The sequence below is a fragment of the Catenulispora subtropica genome (assembly GCF_039531675.1).
GTDB classification, from domain to species: Bacteria; Actinomycetota; Actinomycetes; order Streptomycetales; family Catenulisporaceae; genus Catenulispora; species Catenulispora subtropica.
In genome coordinates this window covers 20,774-36,702 of record NZ_BAAAQM010000039.1, presented here as the reverse complement: position 1 = coordinate 36,702, position 15,929 = coordinate 20,774, and the positions used below count along the sequence as shown (strand labels likewise).

General features: G+C 73.8%; 12 protein-coding genes. 4 read left to right on the top strand and 8 right to left on the bottom strand.

Annotated elements, in window-relative coordinates:
- Nucleotide 1: 1 nt before the first annotated feature.
- From ABD466_RS28735 to ABD466_RS28710, 6 genes are all read right to left on the bottom strand, one after another.
- Nucleotides 2-1,462 carry a carboxyl transferase domain-containing protein gene (locus ABD466_RS28735; RefSeq protein ID WP_344660318.1) on the bottom strand — a complete coding sequence of 487 codons (1,461 nt, stop codon included), beginning with the start codon at nt 1,460-1,462 and terminating at the stop codon, nt 2-4.
- 22 nt (nt 1,463-1,484) lie between these two features.
- A complete protein-coding gene (gene fabF / locus ABD466_RS28730) occupies nt 1,485-2,729 on the bottom strand; it encodes a beta-ketoacyl-ACP synthase II (protein WP_344660317.1) in 1,245 nt (414 codons plus the stop codon).
- Nucleotides 2,730-2,811: 82 nt separating this feature from the next.
- The gene (locus tag ABD466_RS28725; protein ID WP_344660316.1) at nt 2,812-3,063 is read right to left on the bottom strand and encodes an acyl carrier protein; all 252 of its coding nucleotides are present in this window, start codon (nt 3,061-3,063) and stop codon (nt 2,812-2,814) included.
- A gap of 65 nt (nt 3,064-3,128) precedes the next feature.
- Nucleotides 3,129-4,166 carry a ketoacyl-ACP synthase III gene (locus ABD466_RS28720; RefSeq protein ID WP_344660315.1) on the bottom strand — a complete coding sequence of 346 codons (1,038 nt, stop codon included), beginning with the start codon at nt 4,164-4,166 and terminating at the stop codon, nt 3,129-3,131.
- Nucleotides 4,167-4,198: 32 nt separating this feature from the next.
- Complete coding sequence (locus ABD466_RS28715; RefSeq protein ID WP_344660314.1) at nt 4,199-5,392, bottom strand: acyltransferase domain-containing protein; 1,194 nt, start codon at nt 5,390-5,392, stop codon at nt 4,199-4,201.
- 79 nt (nt 5,393-5,471) lie between these two features.
- Nucleotides 5,472-6,704 (bottom strand): PucR family transcriptional regulator, encoded by a 1,233-nt coding sequence (locus tag ABD466_RS28710; RefSeq protein WP_344660313.1) that lies wholly within the window; start codon nt 6,702-6,704, stop codon nt 5,472-5,474.
- A 158-nt stretch (nt 6,705-6,862) separates the two neighbouring features.
- Between ABD466_RS28710 and ABD466_RS28705 the strand changes: the two genes are divergently transcribed.
- Together ABD466_RS28705 and ABD466_RS28700 are read left to right on the top strand one after the other, a co-directional pair.
- Nucleotides 6,863-8,458, top strand: coding sequence for a Rossmann-fold NAD(P)-binding domain-containing protein (locus tag ABD466_RS28705; protein WP_344660312.1), 1,596 nt, complete (start codon nt 6,863-6,865; stop codon nt 8,456-8,458).
- Nucleotide 8,459: 1 nt separating this feature from the next.
- Nucleotides 8,460-9,233 (top strand): SDR family NAD(P)-dependent oxidoreductase, encoded by a 774-nt coding sequence (locus ABD466_RS28700; RefSeq protein ID WP_344660311.1) that lies wholly within the window; start codon nt 8,460-8,462, stop codon nt 9,231-9,233.
- A gap of 283 nt (nt 9,234-9,516) precedes the next feature.
- Here ABD466_RS28700 and ABD466_RS28695 read toward each other — a convergent pair whose 3' ends face one another.
- The gene (locus ABD466_RS28695) at nt 9,517-11,376 is read right to left on the bottom strand and encodes a peptidoglycan-binding domain-containing protein (RefSeq protein WP_344660310.1); all 1,860 of its coding nucleotides are present in this window, start codon (nt 11,374-11,376) and stop codon (nt 9,517-9,519) included.
- A gap of 271 nt (nt 11,377-11,647) precedes the next feature.
- Complete coding sequence (locus ABD466_RS28690; protein ID WP_344660309.1) at nt 11,648-12,772, bottom strand: peptidoglycan-binding protein; 1,125 nt, start codon at nt 12,770-12,772, stop codon at nt 11,648-11,650.
- Nucleotides 12,773-13,064: 292 nt separating this feature from the next.
- Here ABD466_RS28690 and ABD466_RS28685 point away from each other — a divergent pair, with 292 nt between their 5' ends.
- Nucleotides 13,065-15,065, top strand: a complete 2,001-nt coding sequence (locus ABD466_RS28685; RefSeq protein WP_344660308.1) for a phosphatidylglycerol lysyltransferase domain-containing protein — start codon at nt 13,065-13,067, stop codon at nt 15,063-15,065.
- 50 nt (nt 15,066-15,115) lie between these two features.
- The gene (locus tag ABD466_RS28680) at nt 15,116-15,796 is read left to right on the top strand and encodes a lysoplasmalogenase (RefSeq protein WP_344660307.1); all 681 of its coding nucleotides are present in this window, start codon (nt 15,116-15,118) and stop codon (nt 15,794-15,796) included.
- Nucleotides 15,797-15,929: the final 133 nt, after the last annotated feature.

The window sequence follows — 15,929 nt, the reverse complement described above, 5'->3', positions numbered from 1 at the left end:
GCTACAGCGGGATGTTCCCGTGCCGGCCCCGCACCAGCGCGTCGCCCCCGGCGCCGCCCGGCGCCGCGACGATCGCCGCCGCGATCGCGCTCCGCGACCGGTCCGGCTCCACGACCTCGTCCACGACGCCGATCTCGATCGCACGCTGGACGCCGCCGGAGACCTTCTCGTGCTCGACCGCGAGCTCCTGCTCCATCCGCGGCCGGACGTCCTCGGAGACCTCGGCGAGCTTGCGGCGGTGGATGATGCGCACCGCGGCCACGGCCCCCATGACCGCGACCTCGGCCGTCGGCCACGCGAACACCTTCGTCGCGCCCAGCGAGCGCGAGTTCATCGCGATGTACGCGCCGCCGTACGTCTTGCGCGTCACCAGCGTCACGCGCGGCACCACGCACTCGGCGAACGCGTGCAGCAGCTTCGCGCCGCGCCGCACCACGCCGTCCCACTCCTGGCCCACGCCCGGCAGGTAGCCCGGCACGTCCACCAGCACCACCAGCGGCACGCCGAAGGCGTCGCACATCCGCACGAACCGCGCCGCCTTCTCCGCCGAAGCGGAGTCCAGGCAGCCGCCCAGACGCAGCGGGTTGTTGGCGATGACGCCCACCGTGCGGCCGCCCAGCCGGCCCAGCGCGGTCACCACGTTCGGCGCCCACCGCGGGTGCAGCTCCACGCCCGGGGCGTCCAGCACCGCGTTCACCAGCGGGTGCACGTCGTACGCGCGCTTCGGCGAGGACGGCAGCAGATGGGCCAGGTCCCGGTCCTCGACCGCGGCCGGGTCCAGGGTGCCCTGGTTCCCCAGCAGCGCGGCCAGGGCGCGGGCGTTGTCGTACGCCGCGTCGTCGGTGTCGGCGACCACGTGCACCACGCCCGAGCGCCGGCCGTGCGGCTCCGGGCCGCCCAGGCGCAGCGCGTCCACGTCCTCGCCGGTGACCGAGCGGACCACGTCCGGGCCGGTGACGAAGATCCGGCCGGCCGGGCCCAGGATCACGATGTCGGTCAGCGCCGGGCCGTAGGCCGCGCCGCCGGCCGCCGGGCCGAGCACGACGGAGATCTGCGGGATCCGGCCGCTGGCGCGGGTCATGGCCGCGAAGACCTGGCCCACCGCGTGCAGCGAGGCCACCCCTTCCTGCAGGCGCGCGCCGGAGGAGTGGAACAGGGCGATGATCGGACTGCCGTCGGCCAGGGCCCGCTCGTAGGCGGTCAGGATGACCTGGCAGCCGGTGGTGCCCATGGCGCCGGCCTGGATGGTGGCGTCGGAGGCGTACGCGACCGCCGGCACGCCGTCGACCAGGCCGGTGGCGGCCAGGAAGCCCGAGTCGTCGACCGGGGTCAGCAGTTCGGCGGTGCCCGCGTCGAACAGCCGCCGCAGCCGCGTGAGCGGGTTGCGGGGGTCGTCCTCGCGGGGAGCCCTGGCGGGCGCCGGGATCGCCGGCGCCGGGACGGTTTCGGTGGTGACGCTCATGATGCGCTCCGGGCTCGCCGGGTCACACGGACCGGAAGGCCACGACCACGTTGTGCCCGCCGAAGCCGAAGGAGTCGTTCAGTGCCGCGATCTGGCCCTCGGGCAGCGCCCGCGGCTTGTCGCGCACGATGTCCAGGGTGATCTCCGGGTCCAGCTCGTCGATGTTGATCGTCGGCGGGGCCTGCCGGTGGTGCAGCGCCAGCACGGTGGCCACGGACTCGATCGCGCCGGTGCCGCCGAGCAGGTGGCCGTGCATCGACTTGGTGGCCGAGATCGCCACGTCCTCGGCGGCCGAGCCCAGGACCTTGGTGAAGGCCAGGACCTCGGCGATGTCGCCGCGCGGGGTGCTGGTGGCGTGCGCGTTGAGGTGCTTGACGTCGGCCGGGGACAGGTCCGCGTCGGCCAGCGCGTTGGCGAGCGCCTCGGCCACGCCGCGGCCGTCCGGCTCGGGCTGGGCGATGTCGTGCGAGTCGGCGGAGAAGCCGACGCCGGCCGCCTCGGCGTAGACCCGGGCGCCGCGCGCGGCGGCGTGCTCGGCCGACTCCAGCACCAGGATGCCGGAGCCCTCGCCCAGCACGAACCCGTCGCGGCCGACGTCGTAGGGCCGGGAGGCGCGCTCGGGCTCGTCGTTGCGCTTGGACATCGCCATCATGTTGGCGAACGCCGCGATCGGCAGCGGGTGGATGGCGGCCTCGGTGCCGCCGGCCAGCACCACGTCGGCGCGGCCGGAGCGGATCATCTCGATGGCGTGGCCGACCGCCTCGGCGCCGGTGGCGCAGGCCGAGACCGGCGCGTGCACGCCGGCGCGGGCGTCGAACTCCAGGCCGACGTAGGCCGCCGGGGAGTTCGGCATCAGCATCGGCACGGTGCGCGGGCCGACGGCGCGGGGGCCCTTGGCCAGCAGGTTGTCGTAGGCGTCGAGCAGCGTGGTGACGCCGCCGATGCCGGAGCCGACCATCACGCCCAGGCGGGTGGGGTCGGCGAACTTGCCCTCGAAGCCGGCGTCCTTCCAGGCCTCGCGGGCGGCGATCAGCGCGAACTGCGCCGAGCGGTCCAGGCGGCGGATCTCGACCGGCTTGAGCAGCTCGGACGGCTCCACCGCGATCCGCGCGGCGAACCGCACCGGCAGCGCTTCGGCCCAGTCCTCGGTGAGCATCCGGACGCCGGAGCGTCCGGCCAGCATCCCGTCCCAGAACGAGGGGGCGTCCCCGCCGAGCGGTGTGGTCGCACCGACCCCGGTGACGACGACAGACTTGCGAGCAGTCACGAGCCTTACCTTCTATCTGTGGTTCTACGGGTTCTGCCGGCCGGACGGCCGTACGACTACAGGGCTAGAACTCGGTCGGAGTTCAGGCGGCCTGGTTCTTCTCGATGTAGCTGACGGCGTCGCCGACGGTCGACAGGTCCTTGACCGCGTCGTCCGGGATCTTCACGCCGAACTTCTCCTCGGCGGCGACGACGACCTCGACCATGGTCAGCGAGTCGACGTCCAGGTCGCCGGTGAAGGACTTGTCCAGCTGGACCTCCTCCTTGTCGACGCCCGCGACCTCTTCGACGATGTCCGCGAGGTCCGCGAGGATCTCATCCTGGGTCAGAGCCATGTGTTGGCGCTCCTTCGTTGGTTTCTTCTTCAGGGGGTAGTGGCTTGCCGCGAGGTCGCGGAGCCCTAGGGGAGACTAACGACCTGCGCCGCGTACACGAGACCCGCCCCGAACCCGATGAGCAGGGCCAGGCCGCCGTGCGGTGCGGAGCCGTCCTCGAGCATGCGCTCCATGGCCAGCGGGATGGTGGCCGCGGAGTTGTTGCCGAACTCGGCGATGGTGCGGGCGACCGGCACGTGCTCGGGCAGCCCGAGCACCTTCACCAGCCGGTCGGTGATGCGCATGTTGGCCTGGTGCGGGATGAAGGCGTCCAGGTCGCTCGCGGTGACACCGGCCTCGGCCAGCGCCTTCAGGGAGACCTCGGCCATCTGGTAGGAGGCCCAGCGGAAGACCGCCTGGCCCTCCATGCGCAGGAACGGGCCGCGGACCTGGCCGCCGTCCTCGGCGCCCTCAGCACCCTCAGCGTCTTCAGTGCTCTCGGGCCGCTCGTTCCAGGGGAAGGTCTGGGTGATGGTCTCGTACTTGTCGCCCTCGGAGCCCCACACCACCGGGCCGATGCCGGGGACGTCGGACGGGCCGATCACCACCGCGCCGGCGCCGTCGCCGAAGATGAAGGCGGTGCCGCGGTCGTGGACGTCGGTCAGGTCCGACAGCCGCTCGACGCCGACCACCAGCACGTACTCGGCGGAACCGGCCTTCACCATGTCCGAGGCCTGCGCCACGCCGTAGCAGAAGCCCGCGCAGCCGGCGGAGATGTCGTAGGCGGCGCCGTTGGTGCCGAGCCGGTCGGCGACCAGGCAGGCCAGGGCCGGGGTCTGATGCATGTGGGACACGGTGGAGACGATCACCGCGCCGAGCTGGTCGCCGGTGATGCCGGAGGCGGCCAGCGCCTTGCCGGCGGCCTCGACGGACATCTCCAGCACGGTCTCCTCGGGAGTGGCCCACCGGCGGGTCTCGATGCCCGACCGGGTCCGGATCCACTCGTCGGAGGAGTCGATCCAGGTGCAGACCTCTTCGTTCGTGACGACGCGGCTGGGGACGTAGCCCCCCACACCCATGATCCGGGTGTGCGCCGCGCCCTGCTTCTCCCTTATCTGTGCCATGATCGATCCCCTTTAGCGGATATGAGGCTGGCTCAGGCGAACGAGCCGGTCGGATGGACGCGCAGCAGCGGCTGCCCCGGCGCGACCGGATCCCCGTCTTCCACGAGCCACTCGAGGATCTCGCCCTCGTGCTGCACCGTGATTTCGTGCTCGTCACGGCGGGCGACGACCGTCGCCACCGCCGTGTCCTTCTCCAGCTTGTCGCCCTCGCGGAAGGTGCCGCGGCGGACCGTGCCGCCGAACGGCGCGATCACCAGGCGCCAGGTCGGGGCGGCGTCGAGCGGGTTCGCGTCGGCCGACTCGGCGTGCTTGGCCACGAACTCGCGCGCGGCGTCCAGGTCGTCCGGCGTCTTCAGGGCGAAGGTCTCGACACCCTTCAGCGCGCGCTTCGCCAGGCCGGTCAGGGTCCCGGCCGGCGGCACCTCCAGGATGCCGGTTACCCCGAGTTCCCCGAATGATTCCTGGCACAGGTCCCAGCGCACCGGGTTGGACACCTGGGCGACCAGGCGGCGCAGGACCTCGCGGCCGTCGTGCACGACCGCGCCGTCGGCGTTGGACACCAGGCGGGTGCGCGGGTCGCGGGTGGTGATGCCCTTGGCCAGTTCGCTGAGATGGGCCACGGCCGGGGCCATGTGCTCGGTGTGGAAGGCGCCGGCGACCGCCAGCGGGCGCAGCCGCGCCCCGGCGGGGCCGTCCTCTCCGAAGGCCGCCAGCTGCTCCAGCGTGCCGGCCGCGACGATCTGGCCGGCGCCGTTGTTGTTGGCCGGGACCAGGCCGTGCTCGGCGATCTTGGCCAGCACGGCGTCCGGGTCGCCGCCGAGCACCGCGGTCATGCCGGTGGGCGTGGTGGCGGCGGCCTGGGCCATCAGCCGGCCGCGCTCGCGGACGAAGACCATGGCGGCCTCGGCGGTGATGACGCCGGTGCCGGCGGCGGCGGTGATCTCGCCGACCGAGTGGCCGCCGGCCGCGCCTACCATCCGGAAGGCGTCGGCCGGGTGCGGGAACAGCGCCAGGGCGGCGCCGAGGCCGGCCGCGACCAGCAGCGGCTGGGCGATCGCGGTGTCCTTGATGGTGTCGGCGTCGGCCTCGGTGCCGTAGTGCACGAGGTCCAGTCCGGCGACCGCGGACCACCAGCGGAGGCGGTCGGCGAAGCCCGGGACCTCGAGCCACGGGGTGAGGAATCCGGGAGTCTGGGCACCCTGGCCCGGCGCGACGAGAACTAGCACGGTTCAACTCTCGTCTGCTCCGCGCTTGTTTGCCTTTAGCGGCCTGGACGAAGATCTCGGCGCGGATCTTGGAGGGTTCCTACAAACCGTTCGCGGGTCCCGCCAGCCTTCCCAAGGCCAGGGCCATGTGCAGGGTGAACGCCGCGCGCGGCTGCGCCGGGTTCAGGCCTGTGAGCTCGCTCACCCTTTTGAGCCGGTAGCGCACGGTGTTGGGGTGCACGAACAGCATCCGCGCCGCACTCTCCAGCGAGGCGGCCTGTTCCAGGTACACGGACACGGTTTCCAACAACGCCGCCCCCGCGGCCTCCAGCGGCCGGTACACCTCGGCCACCAGTTGAGCCTTCGCGGCCTCGTCACCGGCCAGGGCCCGCTCCGGCAGCAGTTCGGCGGCCAGCACCGGGCGCGGGGCGTCCGGCCAGGCCGGGGCGGCGCGCAGCGCGGACAGGGCGGCTTGGGCGGAAATGCCGGCCGACAGGAGGTCTTCGACAACCGGGCCGATCACCAGCGCCCCCGGCCCGAACTCGTTGGCCAGCGCCCGGGTCGCGGTCAGCGGGTCCTCGGCGTTCCCGATGATCACCACCAGCCGGTCCGACTGCACCCCGGTGAGCACCGTCAGGCGGGCCCGCCGCGCCGCCCGGTGCACGGCGTCCACCACCAGGGCGGTGTGCTGCCGGACGTCGTCCCGCCCGCCCAGCGGCTCCGGCGTCGCGCCGACCACCACCACCAGGTCCGCCGAGCTGTCCCAGCCCAGGGCCGCCGCGCGCGAGCGCACCGTGTCGTCCAGCACGTCGCCGCGCATCAGCTCGTCGACGACCAGCGCCTCCAGCCGCGCGTCCCAGGCCCCGCGCAGCTCCGCGGCCTGCGCGTAGACCTGCGCGGCGGCGAACGCGATCTCCCGCGAGTACCGCAGCATGCCCTCGCGCAGCGCCGCCTGCTCCACCGGCCCCTGCGCGATCTGCCCGATGCCCTCCTCGACCACTTCTATGGTGGTGCGCACCAGCTCGACGGTCTGCCGCAGCGTCACCGACCGCGTCAGCTCCCGCGGCGCCGTGCCGAACACGTCGGCGCTGATCGCGGTCCGGTCCTGCGGGTTGCGGAACCACTCGACGAACGCCGCGATGCCGGCCTGCACCACCAGCCCGATCCACGACCGGTTGTCCGGCGGCATGGCCCGGTACCAGGCCAGGCGCTCCTCCATACGCTGGATCGCGACCCCGGCCAGCGAGCCGATCGCCTTCTCCAGGCGCCGGACGGCGGCCGCGCGCTGAGCCGGGGTGAGGTCGTCCGTGGGGCCGGTGGTGCTGGAGGTCACGGGGCCATTAGACCCTAAAGCGGATCCACGCGGTAATGAGCAGGTGACGGCGTGGTGTCCGGGATCACAGGCGATCATCGGCGCCGCGGCGCGCCCGGGCCATGCGGCATCGTCCGTGCCGAAACGGTCATATGCCAGCAATCTGGTATACGTGGCCTGTGAAGGACACCCACTCCGGCCACGCGACCACCATCACCGAGCTGCAGGGCACGGCCGAACAGGGCCGGCTGGTGCTGGCCGAGGTCCTGGACCGGCTGGACGGCGCCTTCCCGGCGGCGGCCGGGCGGCACCGGCTCGGCCCGGGCGCGCATCTCGTGCCGCTGGGCGGTGGCAGCGCGCTGCTGATCGCGCTGGCGCCGGCCTCGACGCCGCGCGACCGGTGGAACGGCCGGCTGGTGCTCTCCGCGACGCTGCTGGACCGGTCCGGACTCGGGGACGCCGACGTGGCGCGGGCGCTGGGGTGTCTGGAGGCGGTGCCCTTCACCGGGTGGGAGTGCGAGGCGTTCACCGAACAGCTGCCGCTGCTCGCCGGGCTGGCCCGCCGCCTGCCGGACAAGCCGCTGCGGGAGTGCGGGCTGCTGCTGGTCGGGCACCTGCTGTCGGACTTGGTGGTGCAGGTACGGACCCTGATCGCGCTCGGCGCCCGGCCGGAGGCGATGACCGTGCTGGACAAGGGCTACCCGCACAAGCTGCGGCAGCGGGTGCGGGCCCATCTGGACGGGCTCGGTGTCGCGGTGCTGCCGCTGTGCGACGTGGAGACGGCGCTGCGGCTGCACGCCGCGCGGGTCATGGAGCCGAGCGTGGTGGTCGACGACGGCGGACATGTGCTCCCGGCGCTGCTGAACCTGGCGCCGGAACTGGTCCCGGCGTACCGGGGCGTGGTCGAGCAGTCGATGGCCGGGGTGGAGGAGCTGGAGACCCTCGGGGCGCGGGTGCCGCTGCCGGTGTTCAGCGTGGCGCAGAGCAGGGTCAAACGCGGCATCGAGGCGCACTGGATCGCCGAGTCGGTGGTGCGCTCGATCCGCGAGCTGCTTCCCGGCGAGGGCTTCGACGGCGCGCCGGCCCTCGTCATCGGCTTCGGCACGGTGGGGGAGCAGGTGGCGGCGGTGCTGCGGGGGCAGCGGATGCGGGTCGCGGTGCACGACAGCGAGTGGCCGCGGCTGCTGGCCGCGCACGAGGCCGGCTACCTCACCGCGCCGGAGGTCCCGGCGCTCCTGGACGGGCACCGGCCGCTGCTGATCGTCTCCTCGACCGGCCGCACCGGCCTCGGCGGCGACGATCTGGACTTCCTGGCCGGCGGCTGCTTCGTCGCCAGCGTCTCCGGCCGCGTCTCGGAGATCGACATGCAGGGACTGGCCAGACGCGCCGAGCGCGTCGAGGACCTCGGCCGGGTCGGCGTGCGCTACGTGCTGCCGCGCGGCCCGGTCACGGTCCTCGCCGACGGCCTGCCGGTGAACCTGCCCCGGGGCGACGCCGCCTCGGGCGCCCCGGCCCGCCAGTCCGACCTGACGATGGCGGCCGTGGTGTGGGGCGCGTGCGCCCTGGCCCGGGCCGGCCACGGGTTCGCGGCCGGACCGGATGTGGAGCGTACGGACGCCTCGATCGCCGAGAGCGGGCTCGTCGAAAGGTACTACCGGCTGTACGGGCCCGGCGCCGGGGTGGGGGTGCGGGGGCGTTCGCGATCGCGGGGCGGCGGGCCGGGAACCGCGGCGGGCCGGCGGACCCGCGGCCGGGCCCGGATCAGCGAGGTCTGACATGTCCGAAGCCATGAGCCTGTCCGGCAAGTCCTGCCTCGTCACCGGCGCCGCCAGCGGGATCGGCCGCGCCACCGCCCGCGAACTCGCCCGCGACGGCGCGCGTCTGGTCGCGGCGGACATCGACGCCGCGGGCCTGGAGGCGCTGACCGAGGAGCTGGAAGCCGAGGGCCGCACCGTGGTGTCGGTGGCCGGCGACGTCTCCGACGACGCCGACGTCCGCAACATGGTGAACTCGGCCCTGGACGCGTACGGCCGCCTCGACGTCGCGGTGGCCAACGCCGGCATCCTCCCGCTGTCGGACCTGCTCGGGACCTCGGAGCAGGACTGGGACCGGGTGATGGCGGTCGACGGCAAGGGCATGTTCCTCACCTGCAAGCACGCCATCGCCGCCATGCACCGGCGGGGCGACGGCGGCGCGGTGGTCTGCGTCTCGTCGATCTCGGGACTGGCCGGGCAGGCGCGCCAGGCCGCCTACGGCCCGGCGAAGTTCGTCGCCACCGGCCTGACCAAGCACCTGGCCGTCGAGTGGGCGCCCCACGGCATCCGCGTGAACGCCGTCGCCCCGGGCACCATCCGCACCGAGCGCGTGCTGGCGTTGCGCGACGAGCCCGGCGGGCCGGCGTACCTGGCGACGGTGTCGGCCGCGCATCCGCTGGGCCGGCTCGGCGAGCCGGCGGAGGTCGCGGCGGCCATCGCGTTCCTGGCTTCGGACGCGGCGTCCTTCATCACCGGCGTGGTGCTGCCGGTGGACGGTGGGTACCTCGCGCAGTAGCCGCTCGGTCGCCTAGCCGCGGCTCTCCAGCCAGGCCGTGACGGCGCCGGCATCGCTTCGAGCGGGTTGGCTCATCACGCCATTGTGCCGGGGGTGGTCGTGATCCGTACCCGGACCACTGTGCACCCACCACTATGCGCGGCTGCCCGGGCGTGCCCAGCCCGGGCCGGCCGCGCCGGGAGCTCCCCGGACCCGGCGCGGCCCGGCGGGTGGTGCCGTGATGGTCTCGGCGCTCGTGTCGAAACGGTTGTTCCGCCGGGCCGGTTCAGCGGCGGCCGGCGTCCTACCGGGATGCCAGGGTGCTGATGGCCGCCGCGGTGGTCGGCCCGCACACCCCGCGCGGATCGTCGGTGATGTTGAGCTTGTTCTGCACGTACGCGACCGCGTCGGCGGTGCGGGTGTCGTAGACCCCGGTCACCGGGACCCAGGTCGGGGCGCCCAGCCGGTCCAGCTGGGTCTGCAGATCCGCCACGTCCGGTCCGGTGTCGCCGATCTGCAGCACCCGCGCCGGGGCCGGCTGGCCGGTGGTGCCGGTCGGCGTCGGCGTCGGCGTGGTCGTCGGCCCGGTGGGTGTCGGGGTCGGCGTCGGGGACGAGGTGGGCGGCGACGTGGGCGTCGACGGGGGCGAGGTCGGCGTGGCCGGGGGCGCGGGCGGCGTGGTCGAGGAGCCCGGGTCTCCGGGCGTGGGGGACGACGCCGGGGGCGGCGTGGTCGACGGCGGCGTCGGGCTGGTGACCGGCACCGAGGACGCCGGCGTGCCGGGCAGCGGCGGCGTCGAGGTCTGGACCGGACCGTTCGCCACGGGTGAGGTGGACGAACCGCTCGGGGCGCCGGACGTCACCGGACCGCCCGGACCGCCGGGACCGCCGGGACCGCCGGCGGCCGGCGGGGACGCGGGCGTGCCGGGCCCGGAGGTGTGGACGCCGGAGGCGTCGCCGGAGGTGTGCCCCGGGGCGGGCGTGGGCGCGTCCAGAGGCGAGGACGCCGGGTCGGCCCCGGTCGCCGGCCCGCCGTCGGGCGCGGTGGACCCCGCGTCGACCGAGGACGGCGCGTTCGCCAGGTTCGTGGTCACCGCCGAGTCGGCCGTGCGCGAGGCCGAGTCCAGGGCCTGCGCCTCCGGACCCCCGGTGCTGGTGGCGTGCACCAGCCCCAGCGCCCCGCCGCCGGCCGCGAGCACCGCCACGACCGGCACCGCCGCCCGGAAAACGGCCGGTCGCCGCGGGCCCCGGTGCCGTCCGCCGGTCGCACCTCGCAGCGACGGCGGCGGTTCGTCGTCGCCGGAACTGGCGGCGGGCATGATCGCGGTCTCGGTGGCCGGCCGCCGCACCACGTCACCGCCGACGGCCCGGTCGGACAGCCGCGACGGCGCCCGGGGAGGCAGCCGGTCCGGATCGGCCGACCGGGACGGCCCCGGGATCCGAAGGTCCGCATCGGGGGTGAGCCACTCCGGCTCGGGGCGACGGGGCGGGTCCGCGTTCGGCCGCCCCGCCGGGGGACGTCCGACTCGCTGTGACAGGGCGCCGTCCGGTGCGGAGCGTTCCGGGCGCGGCTGGAACGAAGGGTGCTGGTTCGGCGTCAGACCCGGCTCCTGGCCGGACGCGTGCGGTGCGTGCGGACCGGCGTGCGGCTGCCGCGGAGGCTGGACTGCGGGCCGCGGCTGGAACGAGGGATGCTGGTTCGCCGCGGCGCCGGGCTGCTGCGGCGCCTGTGCCGCCGGATGCGGCTGGAACGAAGGATGCCGGTTCGCCGGGGCGCCGGGCTGCCGCGAAGGCTGAGCCGCCGGGCGCGGCTGGAACGAAGGCTGAGCCGCCGCGCGCGGCTGGAACGAAGGGTGCTGATCGGTCGGGCCCGCCGAGGGCTGTGCGGGCGTACGGCCCGCGGGGTTCGGCTGCCAAGAAGGACGCTGATTCGCCGCCTGCGCGCTCGGCCCGGGTATGCGGACCTGCGGGTTCGGCTGCCAGGAAGGGTGCTGGTTCGCCGCACCCGGCGCACTGGGCGCGGGCCCCATGGCCTCGCCGCGTGCCGCGCTCGGCCGGGCCTGCGGCTGCGGGACCGGCAGCGCCGCTCCGGGTTGTCGGGGGTGCGCCGCGGGCGCGGGATTCGGTCTCGGACCGGGACGCCGTCCGTCGTCGAACTCCGCCACGCTGAACTCCTCGGTACTCGGGCCGGTGCGCGCGGGCGCCGGCTCTGGGTCTGGGTCGTTGTCGCGGGGCCCGGTGCGGCCGGGATCGGGACGGGGGAGGCCGGCCACGGCATCCGGCAGACGCACCGGTATCCGGGGTAAGTCAGGCTCCGGTGGCTGTCGCCGCGATGCGGACATCTCTGCCTCCCGATCCTCCGTAGGCTGTGTGGCGCAACCGTAGGGTGATCAGAGACGCTATCACTCGGATGTTCCCCCGCGTGGCCGAATGGGGCTATCCGCTGGTCGCCCCCTTCATCGAGTTCTGCAACGCCTGGTCGGTCGCCGGGCCGTAGACGCCGAAGCCGTCGGCGTCCGCGGTCCCGGGGTGGTTCATCTGGAAGTCCTGCACGGCGTAGCGGGTGGGGCGGTCGAACGTGCCGTCCCGGTAACCGGCCATGTCGTAGCCGTAGCCGGCCGCGATCAGGTCGGCCTGGAGCTTGCTGACCGCGGGGCCGGTGTCCTTGTAGTGCAGCGAGGTGAACGTCGGCGGCGCGGGCGTCGGCGGGGGGCTCGGCGTGCTGGGCGGGGTGGTCGGCGGCGGGGCGCTGCTGCTCGGCCGCGAGGCCATGGCCGGGCTGGTGGACGCGGTCGAGGCCGGCGTCGTGGGCTTCGGAGACGGCGACTTGGTGCTGCGGGTCGGCGTCGGCGTGGCCGACGGCGACGGACTCGACGACGACACCGGCGCGCCCGCCTCGCTGCTGCTCGGCGTTTCCGGCGGCGCGGGCTCGGCGGCGGCTCCGCTGGTCGCGGGCCCCGCGGGCTTCGGCCCCGCCGACGGCTTGTCGGATCCGCCCGCGAACGTCCCGGCCACCGCGGCCCCGGCCGCGACCACGCCGACCAGCAGCGCCGCCGCTTTCAGCGCCCGGGGTGAGCGCGATCCGCCGCGGTGCCGTCCGTTGTCGGCGTCGTCGTGGAAGTGGCCGTGCTCGCCGGGGGGCGCGTTGTATCCGTCGCCGTCCTCGGCCGGCACGGCCAGGATCGGCATCGTCGTGGTCAGGTCGCTCATCGGACGCGGGGCCGGGACCGGCGCCCGGTCGCCGGGGCGGATCTGCCGGGCCACCGCGCGCGGCGCCGGCATCGGCGTGGGGACCAGGCTGGTCTCCGGCGCGCGGCCGTAACCCGGCGCGGGCGCGGCGCCGTAGCCCTGCTCGTGCGGAGGGTCGTAGCCCTGTTCCTGCGGACCGCCGTAACCGGGCTCCTGCGGACCGCCGTAACCGGGCTCCTGCGCCGGTCCGCCGCGCCGCCGGCCCGCGCCGCCGTCCGGATCCTGCTGGTGCTGCTGGTACTGGCCGGCTTCCTCCTCGGCCTGCCGCACGAACGGCCGCACGACGTCGGGCTGGTCGTCGTAGTGCCTCATCCGGGCCGACTCCTCCGCCGTCGGCGGCCGTCCCCGGCCCTGCTGCGCAGGCAGTCGTCTCCCCGGTTGCTGGTCCATGGCCACACCCCCCAACACTCGGTCCGCAAGCGATCGGATCACCACCGCCCCACCCGCGGCGATGCGGAGAGTACCAGGAATTCCGCGCCTCCCACCCGGTATGGGGAGAGCCGACGCCACCGTGCCGCCCGGCGCACCCGGATGAACCCCGGCGTTGAGTAGATTGGAGCGGGATCGGCGACGAAATATGACATACCTGGAGGTAACGGCGCGGATGACGGAGACAGCGAACACCGGCCGCGCCCGGCGGTTCCGGGCCAGCATCCCCACCCTGTTGGTGTGGTACTGCCGGATCGTGGCGCTGATGTCGATCCTGTCGGCGTTGTCCCCGCGCACCAGCCAGCGGATCGACCGGCTGCCCGACTACATCCTGTTCAGCCTGGGCTTCCTGCTCGGCGTGCCCTCGCTCGGCTTCGGCGTGCTGATGCTGATGCTCGCCGCGGCGATCCGCCGCCGCAAAAAGGTCGCCTGGTGGCTGACGATGGTGCTGGGCGTGTTCGTCGGACCGCTGGGCTGGCTCGGCATCAGCTACGCCCTGTACGGGATCACCTGGGCCGATCTGCAGCCGCTGCCGCCGCTGATCGTGTCGTTCGTGATCCAGGCCGTGTTCATGGCGCTGGTGGTCTGGTCGCGCAAGGAGTTCTACGCCGTCTTCGACGCCGCCAACTTCCGCTTGGCGCTGATCGTGCTCGGCGTGTCGCTGGCGCTGTCGACGCTGGTCGGGGTCACGCTGGTGGCCTGGAACGACGCCGATCTGCACACCAATCTCGGGGACCAGGCGCTCTACACGCTCAAGGCGGGTATGGCCGGCACCGGCCTGTGGTGGTACGACACCGCGGTCGAGGTGCCGCACTGGGTGGACGTCGCCGTCAACTTCCTGGGAAGTGTGATGATTCTCGCAGTGGCCTGGGCGCTGTTCCAGCCCCGGCGCGGCAGTGTGCGCCACGACCCGCGGGACGACGACCGGCTGCGGGTGCTGCTGGACAAGTTCGGCGACCAGGACTCGCTCGGCTATTTCGCCCTGCGCCGGGACAAGAACGTGATGTGGTCGCCCACCGGCAAGGCGGCGGTCGCCTACCGCCCGGTCAGCGGGGTGTCGCTGGCCGCCGGCGACCCGATCGGCGACGTCGAGGCCTGGCCCGGCGCCATCGAGGCCTGGCTGGCCGAGGCCCGCCAGCACGCCTGGGTGCCGGCCGTGATGGGCGCCTCGGAGGAGGGCGGCAAAGTCTTCTCCCGCTTCGGGCTGGACGCCGTCGAACTCGGCGACGAGGCGGTCGTCGAGGTCGACGAGTTCACCCTGGAAGGCCGGGCCATGCGCGTGGTCCGCCAGGCCTACAACCGGGTCGAGCGGGCCGGCTACCGGACGCGGATCCGCCGGCACGGCGACATCCCCCGCGCCGAGATGGCGCAACTCATGCGCAACGCCGACGCCTGGCGGGACGGCGCGGTGGAGCGCGGCTTCTCGATGGCGCTCGGCCGGCTCGGCGACTCCTCGGACACGCAGTGCGTGATGGTCGAGTGCCTGGACGCCGACGGCGTGCTGCGGGCCCTGCTGTCGTTCGTGCCGTGGGGCCGCCGCGGCCTGTCCCTGGACCTGATGCGCCGCGAGCGCGGCACGGAGAACGGCCTGGTCGAGTTCATGGTGATCGACCTGATCAAGGCCGGCCCGGAACACGGCGTGGAGCGCGTCTCGCTGAACTTCGCGATGTTCCGCAGCATCTTCGAGCGCGCCGGCCGGATCGGCGCCGGGCCGTTCCTGCGGCTGGCCCGGGTGGTGCTGTCGGTGTTTTCCCGATGGTGGCAGCTGGAGTCGCTGTACCGGGCCAACATGAAGTACCGGCCGGTGTGGGAGCCCCGGTACCTCTGCTTCCCCAAGGCGCGCGACCTGGCGCGGATCGCGATCGCCGCGGGGCGGGCGGAGGGGTTCCTGGCGTTCCCGACGCCGAGGTTCCTGCCGCGGCACCGGAAGTGCGCGCCCGCGCTGGAGGCGGCGGCCGCTCCGGCGGCGGAAGCCGAAATGGAAGCCGAAATGGAAGCCGAGGCGGAGGTCGAGCTGGAGGCCAAGCCGAGAGTCGAGCCGAAAGCCAAGCCGGGCGTCGAGTCGGAGGCCAAGCCGGAAGTCGAGCCGAGAGTCGAGCCGAGCGTCGAGCCGAAAGCCAAGCCCAGCGTCGAGTCGGAAGCCAAGCCGAAAGCCAAGCCGGAGGCCAAGCTGTAGCCGGGCTGACAAGGGCTGACATCCAACCTACCGAGTAGTAGCTTTCGGCTGTGCCCCTCGCCCTCACGCTCCTCACTCTGCTGGCCGCGCTCGCCGACTGGCTCGCCGTCGCCCGCCGCGCCGGCGATCCGGCGTCCCGTGGCGCCCGCACCGCCGAGTACGTCGCCAAGCCGCTGACCATGGTGTTCCTGATCGGCGCGGCGCTGGCCACGGCGCACGGTCACGCGAGCACCCACCTCGTCGTCGCGACCGTGGCGGCACTCGTCCTGAGCTTGGTCGGCGACGTCTTCCTCATGCTCCCGGAGGACGTTCCCCAGTTCTTCATCCTGGGCCTGGCCTCGTTCCTCCTCGCCCACGTCGCCTACATCGCCGCCTTCGTCCCCCTGCACACGCACGGCGGCTACGCCATCTCCCTCGCCGTCGTCGGCGTGATCCTGGCCGGCGCCATGTTCGCCACGGTCGGCATGCGCATCCGCCGGGCCGCCGCGGAGGAGGACCCGGCGCTGGGCGTACCGGTCCTGGCCTATGTCACCGTCATCTCGCTGATGGTGGTCGCCGCGTGGTGGACCGGGGACCTGCGGATCATCCCCGGCGCGCTGCTGTTCGCCCTGTCGGACACGATGATCGGCTGGACGCGGTTCGTGCGGAAGGACTGGGAGCTGGACGTCCCGATCATCGTCACCTACCACCTCGCGCAGGTCCTGCTGGTCCTCGGCCTGATGCGCAGGTAGGGCGGATATCCGCGGGACGCCGCTGGTACCCTGGGTCTATGCGGGCTGTGACGCTGCTTCTTATGTAGCCGCGCTGAAACAGGCCGGAGCCTCACGAAGTGTTCCGGGTCAGCGCGGCTCCCCTCCATGTCCG

Excerpts from the sequence above, each read along its gene's own strand:
- ABD466_RS28735 (WP_344660318.1), bottom strand. The coding sequence starts at position 1,462 with ATGAGCGTCACCACCGAAACCGTCCCGGCGCCGGCGATCCCGGCGCCC.
- ABD466_RS28725 (WP_344660316.1), bottom strand. The coding sequence starts at position 3,063 with ATGGCTCTGACCCAGGATGAGATCCTCGCGGACCTCGCGGACATCGTC.
- ABD466_RS28720 (WP_344660315.1), bottom strand. The coding sequence starts at position 4,166 with ATGGCACAGATAAGGGAGAAGCAGGGCGCGGCGCACACCCGGATCATG.
- ABD466_RS28700 (WP_344660311.1), top strand. The coding sequence starts at position 8,460 with ATGTCCGAAGCCATGAGCCTGTCCGGCAAGTCCTGCCTCGTCACCGGC.
- ABD466_RS28690 (WP_344660309.1), bottom strand. The coding sequence starts at position 12,772 with ATGAGGCACTACGACGACCAGCCCGACGTCGTGCGGCCGTTCGTGCGG.
- ABD466_RS28685 (WP_344660308.1), top strand. The coding sequence starts at position 13,065 with ATGACGGAGACAGCGAACACCGGCCGCGCCCGGCGGTTCCGGGCCAGC.